The organism is Pseudomonas sp. KT_2_4, assembly GCF_041410225.1.
Classification (GTDB): Bacteria; Pseudomonadota; Gammaproteobacteria; order Pseudomonadales; family Pseudomonadaceae; genus Aquipseudomonas; species Aquipseudomonas paracarnis.
Window position 1 is genome coordinate 3,901,099 of the sequence record NZ_CP166962.1, and the last position, 13,376, is coordinate 3,914,474.

The following is a 13,376-nucleotide window of genomic DNA, read 5'->3' on the forward strand; positions in this document are numbered from 1 at the left end:
CATGCGCCGCTGGGGTACCGAGCGTGTCGTTGGCCTGCATGAACCGCAGGTCAACGAGCATCACCTGGAGTCCACAGGCCTGCCGGCAGATAGCCGCTTGCGCCTGCTCAGTTTCAATATCCAGGTGGGCAACAGTACCGAGAAGTATCGGCATTACCTCACGCGTGGCTGGCAGCACCTGCTGCCCCACAAGGGGCGTACCGGTAACCTGCAGAAAATCGGCGACCTGCTCAGCGACTTCGACTTGGTCGCCCTGCAGGAAGCCGACGGCGGCAGCCTGCGCTCCGGCTATATCAACCAGGTGGAACACCTGGCTCAGCTGGGCGCCTTCCCGTACTGGTATCAGCAACTCAACCGCAACCTGGGGCGCCTGGCGCAGCACAGCAATGGCGTACTCAGCCGCCTCAAACCCACGGCTATTGAAGATCACCCCTTGCCAGGCCCCAAAGGGCGCGGGGCGATCCTTGTGCGTTTTGGCGAAGGCCCGGAAGCCTTGGTGGTGGTGATGATGCACCTGGCCCTCGGGGGGCGTACGCGCAACCTGCAACTGGCCTACGTGCGTGAATTGATTGGTAACTACAAGCACCAGGTGCTCATGGGTGACATGAACACCCATGCCAACGACCTGCTGCAGAATTCTCCGCTGCGCGACCTTGGGTTATTGGCGCCGCAAGTCGAAGCCACGTTTCCCAGCTGGCGCCCGCAGCGCTGTCTTGACCATATCCTGCTCAGCCCAAGCCTCACACTGGAAAGTGTGCAGGTGCTGGCGCAGCCCATTTCCGATCACCTGCCGGTCGCGGTAGAGATTCGTCTGCCGGGTTCGCTCACGGCTGATGCATTACCCGCGTTGAGCCCAGGCCCTCGCGGACCCCTTGCATGAGCGACGACGCCCAGCGCTGGAAAGAGAAATACCTCCAGAGCATCGAGCAACAAGACAAACTCGAACGCCGCTGGGCTGCCCGCCTCGATTTGCTGCGCCGCGGGCTGGTGCGCAGCACGCTGGCCGCCGAAGGCACCGACCGAGCTGTCGACCAATGCATGAAGGAAATGCGCGATGTCGTGCGCACGGACGACATGGATGCTGCCCTCGCCGCTTTACTGCCACGCCTGGAAAAGGCCGTGCTGGATTCGGAGCAGCGTCGCGAAACCCGCGTCGACCAGATCAGCGCCGCGCTCACCGCCTTGGTCACCCAGTTGCAAAAGCTGCCGCTGCACCGCGAGGTGGCTCGTCCGCTGAAAACCTTCGCCAAGCAACTCGATGGTCGCGTGGCGCAAGCGCGGGAGATACCGCTGCTGCTCAGTGAGCTGAGCAGCCTGCAGGGGCAGGCGCTGAATAATCTGGAGCCTGAAGGCGAACCCGCACGCCCAGGCCCGGGTCTGTTGCAACGCCTGTTCGGTAGTAAAGAGGCCGCCGGTGAAGCGCTCCCGGTTGACGCGGAGCCACTGCCGGCAGCGCAATTGGCACCGCCAAAGCCTGCAGCGCCCACACCCGCGCCCGAACCGGAAGAACCTGCGCAATCGGAAGAATTGACCCAAGCCTTGCGTGCCTTTGCACCGCTGTCACCTACGCCCGTGGCCTTGAAGCCTGCGCCTGTTGCAGCGGCCGGAGGGCAAGAGGTCGCCAGCGACACGCCGTTATTCGACGCTCCAGAGCTGCCGTCGATTGCGGCGCCTGCGCAATTATCTGAACCCGACGTGCAGGCGCCTCCGGTTGCGGAGCCTGCTCAAGAAAGCGCACTCGCCGCCTTTATCGAACCGCCGCCGGTTCCAGTCGAAACGCCGGATGAAACCACCATCGGCAGCCTGTCGCTGCCCCCTGTGCTGGAAGGTCCCGAGCCCGACGAACTGCAACCGGACGGCACCTACGCCCTGCCTGATTCGCCTGAACCGTCCTATAGTTCGGTGGCCAAGCACATTGAAGGCACTTTGCTCGGCCTGCTGGAAGACCTTTCCCTGCCTGAACGTCACCAGCCCCAGGCCGAGGCGATGCGTGAACGTCTCGCCCATGGTTTGAATTGGTACGAACTGCTCCCGATCCTGGATGACCTGGCCGTGCTGATGCTGGCGGTCACCGACAGTGGCCAGCATGAGTTCGAGGCTTATCTCAAGCAGCTCAACGAGCGTCTCGAGGCATTCCAGGGTCATCTGCAGGTCGCCAGCGAGGGCCACGCCGACAGCAGCCTGGCCGCGCGGGAGTTGGACACGCAGATTCGCGAGCAGGTCGACGGCCTGCAAAGCAGCGTGCAGGACGCTGCCGACCTGGACAGCCTCAAGCAGGTGCTCGAAAGCCATCTTGAAGGCTTGCTCGGCACCATGGATGAACACCAGCAACAGCGTGACCTGCGCGAACAGGAAGTGGCCGCACGCCTCAAAGGTCTGGCTGAACGCGTGGCCCATATGGAGCAGGAGGCCCAGGGCTACCGCGAGCACCTGGAGGTACAACGCCAGAAGGCCTTGCTCGATCCGCTCACCGGGTTGCCCAACCGTGCGGCGTGGAGCGAACGCCTCGATTACGAAGTCAACGCCTGGCATCAGCGCGGTAACAGCCTGTCGCTGGCCATGCTCGACCTGGACCACTTCAAACGCATCAACGACGGCTACGGTCACCTGGCAGGGGACAAAGTCTTGAAGATCATCGCCAATGTGCTGAGCAAGCGCCTGCGGCCGACGGACTTCATCGCGCGTTTCGGGGGTGAAGAGTTTGTGCTGCTAATGCCCGACTCGGCCTTGGCGGATGCCTTGGCCGTAGGTGAAGTATTGCGTGAGGCTATTGCAGCGTGCCCGTTCCACTTCAAGGGTGAGCCGGTAACGATCACGGTGTCCATGGGCGTGGCGCAGTTTCAACCCGGCGAGCGCAGTGACCTGGCGCTCAAGCGTGCCGATGAAGCGCTCTACAGGGCAAAAGCTGCGGGACGTAATCAGGTGCAGGCGGCATAAAAGATGTTCCATTTTGTAATTTGACCGCTTGGCCGTGAGCCGTACGTTACACTGTTGCATTATCGTCTTTCAGTGTAATGCCTCTCGCCATGAAATCCTTGTATATCGCTTTAGCGTTTCTTCTGCTCGCCGGCTGCGCCAGTGGCCCGCGCCTGAACACCAGCCATCCTTCGGTTAACCACGACAACCGCGTGCAGTTCGTTGTGGTGCATTACACCTCGACCAACCTTGAACGTTCCCTGGCGCTGTTGACCCATGGCCAGGTCAGCAGTCATTACCTGATCGGCGACGACGCCTCCGGCACCATCTACAAGCTGGTGGATGAAAGCCAGCGCGCCTGGCACGCGGGGGAAAGCGAGTGGATGGGGCGCACCTGGCTCAATTCCAGCTCCATCGGCATCGAGATCGTCAACCCAGGGTTCAGTGATACTCCCACGGGGCGTGTGTGGTACCCGTATTCCGAAGCGCAGGTGCAGTCGCTGATCGTGCTGCTCAAGGACATCAGCAAGCGCAATGGCATCGACCCCAAGAACATCATCGGGCACAGCGACATCGCCCCACTGCGCAAGCTGGACCCAGGCCCGTTGTTCCCTTGGAAACGCTTGGCGGCAGAAGGTCTGGCCGTGTGGCCGGATGCCCAGGCAGTGGCCCGGTTCCAGGTGCAGTACGCCGCGCAGTTACCAAGCATTACCTGGTTCCAGGAAGAGCTGGCGCGCCTGGGCTACCAGACGCCGCAGACTGGCGAGTTGGATGTGGCCACGCGGCACGTCATCGCCGCGTTCCAGATGCGCTTCCGGCCATCGCTGTTTGATGGCACTCCGGATGCTGAAAGTGCCGCAATCCTGCGGGCCTTGAATCACCGCTGATGGTGTACAGGTAGGAGCGAGCAAGCTCTCTCCTACAGGGGTAATGCCATATAGAACTGCGTACCCTGCCCCGGCCGCGAGTACACACCCATGCGGCCGCCGTGCAATTGCACGATTTCCTTGCACAGTGCCAAGCCCAGGCCCGCACCGCCCTTCTTGCGGCCCACCTGTACAAAGGGTTCGAAGATCCGCCCTTGCTGGCCGTAGGCAATGCCTTCGCCGTTATCCTCGACGCTGATAATCACCCGCTCACCATGCCGTCGTGCCTGCAGACGAATCTGCCCGCCTTCGGCGGTGTGGCGCAGGGCATTGCCCAGCAGGTTGTCGAGCACCCGCTCCAGTTGCACTTGGTCGGCATACAGCCGTGGCAATTCAGGTTGAGCTTCTACCAGCAACTCAATGTGCTGGGCGTTCGCAGGCTCAGCAAATCGGGCCCGTGCGTGCTCCAGCAAGTCGGTGACATCGCACGTCCCCAGGGTGAGTTTTTGCAGGCCGTTCTGGTAACGCGAGAAGTTGAGCAGGTCATTGATCAACTGCATCAGGCGCTGCATCTCTTCATTGACCGTATCCAGCAGGTCCGCCTCGCGGGAGTCCGCAGGGAATTTGGCCCGCTCACGGAACAAGCCGAAGGCCATGTGCATGCCGGTAACCGGCGTGCGCAGCTCATGGGAGGCGCGCAACACGAACTCGCTGCGCACCCGTTCGAAGGCGCGCTGTTCCGTCACGTCATGCAGCACCATCACGGCCCCGAGAATGTGCCCCTGTGTATGGCTAACCGGGGTCAGGCTGTAGGTCAGCAGGCGTAACTCACCCTCGACTTCCACCTCCAGATCATCCGGGGCCCGCTCCAGGTTGCCGCCGCGTAGCACCAGTTGCAGCTGTTCATCCATTTCCGCGCGGCCCATGGCTTCGCCAAGCCCTTGACCCAGCCGCTCCTCATCCCAGCCCAATTGGCGCTGCGCCACAGGGTTGAGGTGCTCCAGGCAGCCTTGGCGATCAATCATCAACAGGCCGTCATCGATACTGTCGAGCACCGCTTGCAGGCGCTGCTGGCCGGCCAGCAGCTCATCGATGTTAGTGGCCTGATGTTGGCGCAACGCTTCGGCCATGATGCCGAAACGGCGGGTCAGCAGGTTCATTTCCGCTGCGGAGGAGATCGGCAGCGTGACTTCAAAGTCGCCCTGCCCGATCTTGTCGGCGGCCTTGGCCAGGGCCTCGATGGGACCACCGAAACGCCGGGCGATGCCATGGGCCGTGACGAAACCGATGATCAGCACCGCGAGCCCCACCAGCCCGAGCAGGCCCGCTATCAACAAGGCGCGCTCACGGGATTTATGCTCACTGGTACTGATATTTTCCAGCGCCCGCTTGTGTTCGGCAATCAAGCCGTTGCGCAGTATGTTGAAGGTTTCGGTGAGCTTTTCCTTGCTGCCCGCAGGCGGTGATGCCTGTTGGGATTGGTCAAACGCATTGAGCAGATTCTGGTAATCCGAGCGTGCCTGGCTGAAACCATGGTTTTTGCCGTCGGCCTGTTCATGGGCGATGCCCTGGTCCAACAGATCGAAATAATGCTGCTTTGAGGCTTGCAGGGCGTCTGGGTCGGGACGCTTCTCCAGCATCATGATCAACTGGTCGCCCAGGCTCTGACGCAACTTGAGCCCCAGGTCCAGGGTGATGAAATTACTGCGGATCAACGATTCCTGGGTCTTGGCCATTTGCATGACGCTGACCAAGCCCAGGATCAACCCCAGCAAAGCCACGGTAATCAACGCTGAGATGCTCAGGAATAACCGGGTGCGCAGTTTCATCGCGAGCTTCATAAAGTCCTGTTCAAAGGTTGTACTGCTTGCGTTTGCGGTACAGCGTCGACGCATCGATGCCGAGTGTGCGGGCCGCTTGGTCCAGCGTGTCGCTGGTCGCAAGTACGGCGCCGATATGAGCTTTTTCCAGCTCGTCCAGGCTCAAAGCCGCTCCGATACGCGGTGCATTGTTGGCCGGTTGCTCGGCCATCCCCAGGTGGCTGATCTCCACCTTTTCCTGAGGGCAGATGATGCTGGCGCGTTCCACCACGTTACGCAGTTCGCGGATGTTGCCGGGCCAGCGATAGTTGAGTAGCGCTTCGCGGGCATTATCACTGAAGCCGCGTGCCGGGCGTGCGTATTCCTTGACGAAGCGGGCAAGGAAGCGGTCAGCCAGGGTCAGGATGTCTTCACTGCGTTCGCGCAGCGGCGGCAAGTGCAAGGTGATGACATTCAGGCGGTAGAGCAAGTCTTCACGGAACCGGCCATCGCGCACCATGTCTTCCAGGTTCAGGTTGGTGGCTGCGAGGATGCGCACGTCGGCGCGGCGAGTGACCGGGTCGCCCACGCGCTCATACTCTTTGTCCTGGATAAACCGCAGCAACTTGGGTTGCAACGTGAGGGGGAAATCGCCGATCTCGTCGAGAAACAGCGTGCCGCCGTCCGCCTGATTCACTCGGCCCAAGGTGCTTTCACTGGCGCCGGTGAACGCGCCGCGGCTGTGGCCGAACAGTTCGCTTTCCATTAGTTCGGCGGTCAGTGAGGGGCAGTTGATGGTCACGCAGGACTTCTTCGAGCGTTTGCTCCAGCCGTGTATCGCCCGGGCCAACTCACCTTTACCGGTGCCGGACTCGCCGAGGATCAAGATGTTGGCGTCCGTTCCGGCCACCTGCCGCGCGGTTTCCAACACCACCATCATGGCCGGACTATGGGAGTCGAGGCCGTCTTTGGGCTGGCGCACTTCGCCTTCCAGTGCTTCCAACCGCGCTGAGAGCTGACGCACTTCCAGTTGCTTGGCGGTAGCCAGGCGCAGTTGGTCTGGGCTGCAAGGTTTGACCAGGTAGTCGGCGGCGCCAGCCTGGATGGCGTCCACGGCGGTATCCACAGCCGAATGGGCGGTCACAATCACCACGCGCATCCACGGAGCCTGCACGCGCATCTGGGCCAGCACGTCCAGGCCATTGTCCTCGCCCAGCCGCAGGTCGAGGAAGCACAGGTCGAACACCTGACGCTGCATCAGGGCATCGGCCTGCGCGGCGCTGTTCGCGGTGGCGACGGTGTAGCCCTCATCTTCCAGGCAATAGCGGAAGGTGCGCAGGATCGCGGATTCGTCATCCACTAAAAGAATGCGGCCTTGAAGTTCCTTGGCTGAATCCATCTGTCCCGCACTCCTTAACTATAAATGTGATGGTGTTTAGTCCCGGAATAATCGGGCAAGTTGCATGGTTTATTCTGATTCATAAAAGGCTTCTTCGTGCAGCTATCTGCGCGCCTTCCTACAGACGTGGTTTGCGGACATTTTAAGGCCTTATTGCTCTTCGACCCTTCGATGTGCGCGCCAAGTGTCTGGTTCCGTCTACTGGGCATCGTGCATTTCGCACGGCCTATACCGAGGCATCGTGCAGGATGCTAGGCGATGATTCTATCGATCAAGTATAACTTATTGATTTTATTAGGTTTTATTTTGCAATAAAGCTGGCATGCACTCTGCAATATCTCCCCCAAGAGCGTCATGAACGAATAATCAGAATGCGGGAGTAATGCTGTATGACTCGCCAAAGCCTCAGCCAATTGCGTGTATCGCCGCTGCGCTTGCAGCAGGGCCTGTTCGCCAGCCTGGCGTTGATGGTCACGTTGATTGCCGGCCAGCAGTTGCAGCATTGGCAGGAGCGTGCGCAGCCAGCCCCGCAATTTGAACGTCCCGTCATGACCCAGACCCATTTCCGTTCCATTGGCAGCGCCAGCGCCGATGTGACTGCCCCGCAATTGAGCCTGGTAGATCAGGGTTCCACTCTGGACGAACTGCCGGCCCATGACCGTTGGGTGTTCTAGGCAAAAAACGTCGCTCATGTTGAGCGACTGCACGGCATCACCGCTGTTACCCCTATAGAAGCATAAGGAGAATCACCATGTTGAGTTGGGCAATCACATTTCTGATCATCGCCATTGTGGCCGCAGTCCTGGGCTTCGGTGGTATCGCGGGCACCGCCACCGGCATCGCCAAGATCCTGTTTGTGGTCTTCCTGGTGATGTTTATCGCTTCGTTCTTCTTTGGTCGCAAAGGCCGAGGTTGAATATGGTCAGCCTGCCTTTTAAAGCCCTTGCTGCTGCCCTGCTGTTGGGCGGCAGTGGCCTTGCCTTGGCCGCCAATGACGGTCAATCCCGGGCTAACGAATTGCTCAGCGCGGATCCGCAGTACCGTGAAACCTGGCAAGACGTGGTGAAGAAAGAGGAACGCCTGCCCGAATGGGTGATGAACCTGTCGGGCACGGCCGAGCAAATGAATGCCGTTGAGGAAGATGGCGACAAGTATTTGGTCGGGCCGCTCTGCGAAACCGCAGACACCTGCCTGAACAAGCGCCTGATCGTCGCCTTCAGCCTCGACAAGGAAGATGCCTACGCCATGTTGGTGGAAGTCCCGGCTGGTTTGCCAGCGGACAAGTCGCCGACACGGCACGCCGATTACCGTTTTCTCGGTAAGCCGGACGAGGGTATGCAAAAGCTGCTGATGGAGCAGCTCAAGAAAGACCCGAATTGGTACTAGGTTCCGTCTGACGGAGCTGGCGTCCATAGAAGGAAGCCCTTGTGCTTCTTTCTGTTTGCATCGCTCCTTGAGTGATGCATGACCAGGGGGCCGGGTTGCTCTGATCGATCAGGATCGGCGTGACCTACGGGTACAGGGAGTACCTGCGCAAGGGCCGGGTCAGGCGAAAAGCTGCGACGCAAGTTCACAAGACCTCAAGCTTGCTGAACTTGCGGCGGGCTTACGACTCTCATCCCCGCGTTTCATGCCGCTCATAGCCGCCGTTTTGCTTTTTGCCTCTGGCCAACCATTACCGGGTATGTCGGTGTGACCATCTATCGAGAATTTTTCATCGGCGCTATAGGATCTTTCTGGCGCTAGGTGATGGATTTCTCAGACATTTCTGCCAATCAATCCGAGTCGTCCAGTATCTCTGCGCGAGCCTGATTTAGCCGCTCAACGGCATATTCACCCGCCGGAATGGCAGATACGAACTGACCGTTTGGACAAATTATTTCAAAAAAAGCCATGCCGATTCGGCATGGGGTAGGCGTTTACGGCATTAGACGTCGCTCCCTTGCATGGGAATAGTTGCGCCTTTTTTCGCCTGCCAGTAAGCCATTTCGGCCACGCTGCGGTGACCTTTCATGGAGGCAGATGCACACACTTTTTCGCTTTCGAGCGTTGCAGCTGGCGCATTTGCCGTAAGTCCACTTGAAGCAAGGGTAATGACATGAAGAAGGCAAAGCTAAGCCTCGCCTGGCAGATCCTCATCGGTTTGGTACTGGGCATTGCAATCGGTGCAGTACTCAACCATTTCAGTGCTGAAAAGGCCTGGTGGATCAGCAATGTGTTGCAGCCGGCGGGCGATATCTTTATCCGCCTGATCAAGATGATCGTGATCCCGATTGTGATTTCTTCGCTGATCGTCGGTATCGCCGGTGTAGGCGACGCGAAAAAGCTCGGTCGTATCGGCGTCAAAACCATCCTCTACTTCGAAATCGTCACCACCATCGCCATCGTGGTGGGCCTCTTGCTCGCCAACCTGTTCCACCCAGGCGCTGGCATCGACATGAGTACCCTGGGTACCGTGGATATCTCCAAGTACCAGGCGACTGCCGCCGAAGTGCAGCATGAACATGCGTTCATCGAAACCATCCTTAACCTGATCCCCTCGAACATCTTCGCCGCTGTTGCCCGTGGCGAGATGCTGCCGATCATCTTCTTCTCGGTGCTGTTCGGCCTGGGGCTGTCGAGCCTCAAGCCTGAGCTGCGCGAGCCGCTGGTGACCATGTTCCAGGGCGTGTCCGAGAGCATGTTCAAAGTCACCCACATGATCATGAAGTACGCCCCTATCGGTGTATTCGCGCTGATCGCGGTGACGGTCGCCAACTTCGGCTTCGCCTCGCTGCTGCCGCTGGCCAAGCTGGTGATCCTGGTTTACGTCGCGATCCTGTTCTTCGCCTTCGCGGTCCTGGGTTTGATCGCCCGCCTGTTCGGCTTCTCGATCCTCAAGCTGATCCGCATCTTCAAAGATGAGTTGGTATTGGCTTACTCCACCGCCAGCTCCGAAACCGTGCTGCCGCGTGTGATCGAAAAGATGGAAGCCTACGGCGCGCCGAAAGCGATCTGCAGCTTCGTGGTGCCGACCGGTTATTCGTTCAACCTCGACGGTTCGACCCTGTACCAGAGCATCGCAGCAATCTTCATTGCCCAGCTGTATGGCATCGACCTGTCGATCGGCCAGCAATTGATGTTGGTACTGACCCTGATGGTGACCTCCAAAGGCATCGCCGGCGTGCCGGGCGTGTCCTTCGTGGTGTTGCTGGCGACGCTGGGCAGCGTGGGCATCCCACTGGAAGGCTTGGCGTTTATCGCCGGTGTCGACCGTGTGATGGACATGGCGCGTACCGCCCTGAATGTGATCGGCAACGCCTTGGCCGTACTGGTTATCTCCCGTTGGGAAGGCATGTACGACGACGCCAAGGGCGAGCGCTATTGGAATTCCTTGCCGCACTGGCGCAGCAAGGAAGCCCTGCCTACGGCACAAGCCACCCGTAGCTGATTGCAGATTGATCGAAAACAAACCCCGGAGAATTCCGGGGTTTGTCGTTTCTGCCAGCCCCGTTATCATTCGCCCCATCTTTCGGGGGATTTATCTGATGCTCAATGGCCTGTGGCTTGGCTTCTTTGTCGTGGCAATGGTGTCAGCGCTGGCGCAATGGCTGGTGGGCGGTAACGCCGGGATCTTCGCGGCGATGGTCGAAAGCATTTTCGCCATGGCCAAATTATCGGTGGAAGTCATGGTGCTGCTGTTCGGTACCCTGACGTTATGGCTGGGCTTTCTGCGGATCGCCGAAAAAGCCGGGATCGTCGATTGGCTGGCCAAGGCCCTCGGCCCGCTGTTTCGCCGCCTGATGCCCGAAGTGCCCGCCGGGCACCCCGCGATCGGTTTGATCACCCTCAACTTTGCCGCCAACGGCCTGGGCCTGGACAACGCCGCCACGCCCATCGGCCTGAAAGCCATGAAGGCGCTGCAAGAGCTCAACCCCATCCCCAATACGGCGACCAACGCTCAGATCCTGTTCCTGGTGCTCAACGCGTCCTCGCTGACGCTGTTGCCGGTGACCATCTTCATGTACCGCGCCCAGCAAGGCGCTGCGGACCCGACGCTGGTGTTCCTGCCGATCCTGCTGGCCACCAGCGCCTCGACGCTGGTGGGCCTGCTGTCGGTGGCGGTGATGCAGCGCCTGCGTTTGTGGGACCCGGTGGTGCTGGCCTATCTGATCCCCGGCGCGCTGGTACTGGGCGGCTTCATGGCGCTGCTGGCGACCCTGTCTGCCACAGCGCTGGCCGGTTTGTCGTCGATCCTGGGCAACCTCACGCTGTTTGGCTTGATCATGCTGTTCCTGGTGATCGGCGCGTTGCGCAAGGTCAAGGTGTACGAGGCCTTTGTCGAAGGCGCCAAGGAAGGCTTCGACGTGGCCAAGAACCTGTTGCCCTATCTGGTGGCGATGCTGTGTGCGGTTGGCGTGTTGCGTGCCTCGGGCGCCTTGGAGTTCGGCCTGGAAGGGATTCGCCATGTGGTGGCCTGGACGGGCCTGGATACGCGCTTTGTCGACGCGCTGCCGACCGCGATGGTCAAGCCGTTCTCCGGCAGCGCGGCGCGGGCGATGCTGATCGAGACCATGCAGACCCAGGGTGTGGACAGCTTCCCGGCCTTGGTGGCGGCGACGATTCAGGGCAGTACGGAAACCACTTTCTATGTGTTGGCGGTGTACTTTGGTTCGGTGGGGATCCAGCGGGCTCGGCATGCGGTGGGGTGTGCGTTGTTCGCGGAGTTTGCTGGTGTAGTCGCGGCTATTTCGGTGTGCTACTGGTTTTTTGGTTAAGGCTACAATCGCTATCGCAGGCAAGCCAGCTCCCACATTTGACTGTGTTCACAAATCAAACTGTGGGAGCTGGCTTGCCTGCGATGAGGTCCTCAAGGTTTCAGTGCTGTATTGCCCTGACTCACCACCCAATCCACCACCTGCTTATTCAACTGATCCCCAGCCTGGCCAAAAGCAGCCACCACCGCTGGCACCTGGGTGTCACTCACCGGCTGCCTCACTTCAAACCGACGGCTGGCGATAATCCTTTGATCACGCCCACGCACCAATCGCGCGTCGAGGCGAATCACCACCTCCACCGTCTTGCCCCGATACTCGCTCTGAAACGCCTGCAACTGCCCGCCCAGTTCATAGTCGGCTTGCAGGTTGGTCTCGTCAGTGCTCAAGAATGTCACGCGCCCGTCGCGCTGGAAGCCATCCAGCAGGCGATTACGCAGCAGCACCGGCGCCGGGTCACTCCAGCGCGAGTTCGCGTAGTTGCTGATCAAGTTGCCATCTGGCACCACGGCGATGCGCGGGCTGTCGAGAAACTCGCTGGTCTGCGGCTTGGTCACGCGCAGCGACCAACTCACCGGCGTGCCTTGGCTGGCCGGCTGGGTGGACGCCAGGCGGTACACGTCCGAAGGGTCCGGCTTGGGTAGGATCGAGCACGCGCTGACCAGTGCCAGGGCCATGGGGACGATCATGTGATACGCACGCTTCATGGCGTGAACTCCTTGTTCTTGTCGCTGCCCAGCAGGTAACCGCTGGGGTTGGCTTCCAGACGGCGGGAGATGGCGCGCAGCGAGCCGAGGGTTTCACGCAACTCGCGCACGGCTGGCGCCAGTTCGTTGAGGCCCTGCATGCCGCTGTTCACCGAGTCCTGGTTATTGGTCAGCAAGGTATTGATGGTGGCGGTGCTTTGCTCCAGGGATTTCATCGCCTGCTCGGCGCTGCCGAAGGCTTGCTTACCTTGTTCACTGAGCAAACCATTGGCGCTGCGCATCAGCACGGTGGTTTGCTCCAGCGCCGCGCCCGCCTTTTTGCTCACTTGCATCAATTGCTGCATCACCACCTTGATGTCGCCGCGTTGCTCGGCAATGGCGCCGGTGGTTTGTTGCAGGTTGTCCAGGGTGTTGCTCAGGCGTTCGACGTTTTCCCGCGAGAACAGGTGGTTGGCGTTGTGCAGCAGCAGGTTGACGCTGGTCATCAGGTCGTTGCTGTTATTGAGCAGGCGTGCGATAGGCGATGGCGACGCGATGATTTCCGGCAGGTTGCCGTCCTTGCCCTTGAGCTCCGGGCTCTGCGGGGTGCCGCCACTGAGCTGGATGATCGAGGTGCCGGTGATACCGGTCAGGGCCAGTTTGGCCTGGGTGTCTTCCTTGATTGGCGTTTGCCCGGCCAGGCGGATGCGCGCCAGGACGCGGCGCGGGTCTTTGGGGTCCAGGCGCAGGCTGATCACGTCGCCCACCTTGATGCCGCTGTACTGCACCGCACTGCCCTGGGACAGGCCGCTGACCGCTTCGTTGAAGATCACTTCGTAATCCTGGAAGGCGGTATCGACGCTGGACTTGGCCAGCCACAGGCCAAACAGCATCGCGCCGACCACCACAATTACGCTGAACAGTCCGATCATCACATGATGGGCTCGGGTTTCCAT

At 60.2% G+C, this 13,376-nt stretch carries 12 protein-coding genes; 8 read left to right on the forward strand and 4 right to left on the reverse strand.

Translation table 11 applies throughout. The features are described 5' to 3' along the window. Nucleotide 1 precedes the first annotated feature (1 nt). The 3 genes from AB9N64_RS18110 (at nt 2) to AB9N64_RS18120 (ending at nt 3,803) form a co-directional block, all read left to right on the forward strand. A complete protein-coding gene (locus AB9N64_RS18110; protein ID WP_003187377.1) occupies nt 2–880 on the forward strand; it encodes an endonuclease/exonuclease/phosphatase family protein in 879 nt (292 codons plus the stop codon). Beyond that, entirely contained in the window at nt 877–2,937 is a 2,061-nt protein-coding gene (locus tag AB9N64_RS18115) for a GGDEF domain-containing protein (RefSeq protein ID WP_371359580.1), read from the forward strand. The genes AB9N64_RS18110 and AB9N64_RS18115 overlap by 4 nt, the downstream gene beginning before the upstream one ends. Before the next feature lie 89 nt (nt 2,938–3,026). Continuing rightward, nucleotides 3,027–3,803 (forward strand): N-acetylmuramoyl-L-alanine amidase, encoded by a 777-nt coding sequence (locus AB9N64_RS18120; protein ID WP_014716344.1) that lies wholly within the window; start codon nt 3,027–3,029, stop codon nt 3,801–3,803. Between the two features lie 32 nt (nt 3,804–3,835). On the opposite strand, the gene AB9N64_RS18125 is transcribed toward AB9N64_RS18120, so the two are convergent. Next, nucleotides 3,836–5,623, reverse strand: a complete 1,788-nt coding sequence (locus tag AB9N64_RS18125) for a KinB sensor domain-containing domain (protein ID WP_122300854.1) — start codon at nt 5,621–5,623, stop codon at nt 3,836–3,838. Between the two features lie 10 nt (nt 5,624–5,633). Beyond that, nucleotides 5,634–6,980, reverse strand: a complete 1,347-nt coding sequence (gene algB, locus AB9N64_RS18130; protein ID WP_014716346.1) for a sigma-54-dependent response regulator transcription factor AlgB — start codon at nt 6,978–6,980, stop codon at nt 5,634–5,636. Nucleotides 6,981–7,369: 389 nt separating this feature from the next. On the opposite strand from algB, the gene AB9N64_RS18135 reads away from it, so the two are divergent. The 5 genes from AB9N64_RS18135 to AB9N64_RS18155 all read left to right on the forward strand — a co-directional run bounded on the left by AB9N64_RS18135 (nt 7,370) and on the right by AB9N64_RS18155 (nt 11,737). After that, entirely contained in the window at nt 7,370–7,654 is a 285-nt protein-coding gene (locus tag AB9N64_RS18135; RefSeq protein ID WP_020301400.1) for a hypothetical protein, read from the forward strand. 77 nt (nt 7,655–7,731) lie between these two features. Continuing rightward, a complete protein-coding gene (locus tag AB9N64_RS18140) occupies nt 7,732–7,896 on the forward strand; it encodes a DUF1328 domain-containing protein (RefSeq protein ID WP_003187386.1) in 165 nt (54 codons plus the stop codon). Between the two features lie 2 nt (nt 7,897–7,898). Continuing rightward, the gene (locus AB9N64_RS18145) at nt 7,899–8,366 is read left to right on the forward strand and encodes an inhibitor of vertebrate lysozyme family protein (RefSeq protein ID WP_014716348.1); all 468 of its coding nucleotides are present in this window, start codon (nt 7,899–7,901) and stop codon (nt 8,364–8,366) included. A gap of 712 nt (nt 8,367–9,078) precedes the next feature. Then, complete coding sequence (gene gltP, locus AB9N64_RS18150; protein WP_003187390.1) at nt 9,079–10,410, forward strand: glutamate/aspartate:proton symporter GltP; 1,332 nt, start codon at nt 9,079–9,081, stop codon at nt 10,408–10,410. A 97-nt stretch (nt 10,411–10,507) separates the two neighbouring features. Next, nucleotides 10,508–11,737 carry a nucleoside recognition domain-containing protein gene (locus AB9N64_RS18155; RefSeq protein ID WP_014716349.1) on the forward strand — a complete coding sequence of 410 codons (1,230 nt, stop codon included), beginning with the start codon at nt 10,508–10,510 and terminating at the stop codon, nt 11,735–11,737. Nucleotides 11,738–11,829: 92 nt separating this feature from the next. Here AB9N64_RS18155 and AB9N64_RS18160 read toward each other — a convergent pair whose 3' ends face one another. Continuing rightward, entirely contained in the window at nt 11,830–12,441 is a 612-nt protein-coding gene (locus AB9N64_RS18160; RefSeq protein WP_371359581.1) for an ABC-type transport auxiliary lipoprotein family protein, read from the reverse strand. Next, nucleotides 12,438–13,376: an MlaD family protein gene (locus AB9N64_RS18165; RefSeq protein ID WP_371359582.1), complete on the reverse strand. Its 939-nt coding sequence runs from the start codon at nt 13,374–13,376 to the stop codon at nt 12,438–12,440. The genes AB9N64_RS18160 and AB9N64_RS18165 overlap by 4 nt, the downstream gene beginning before the upstream one ends.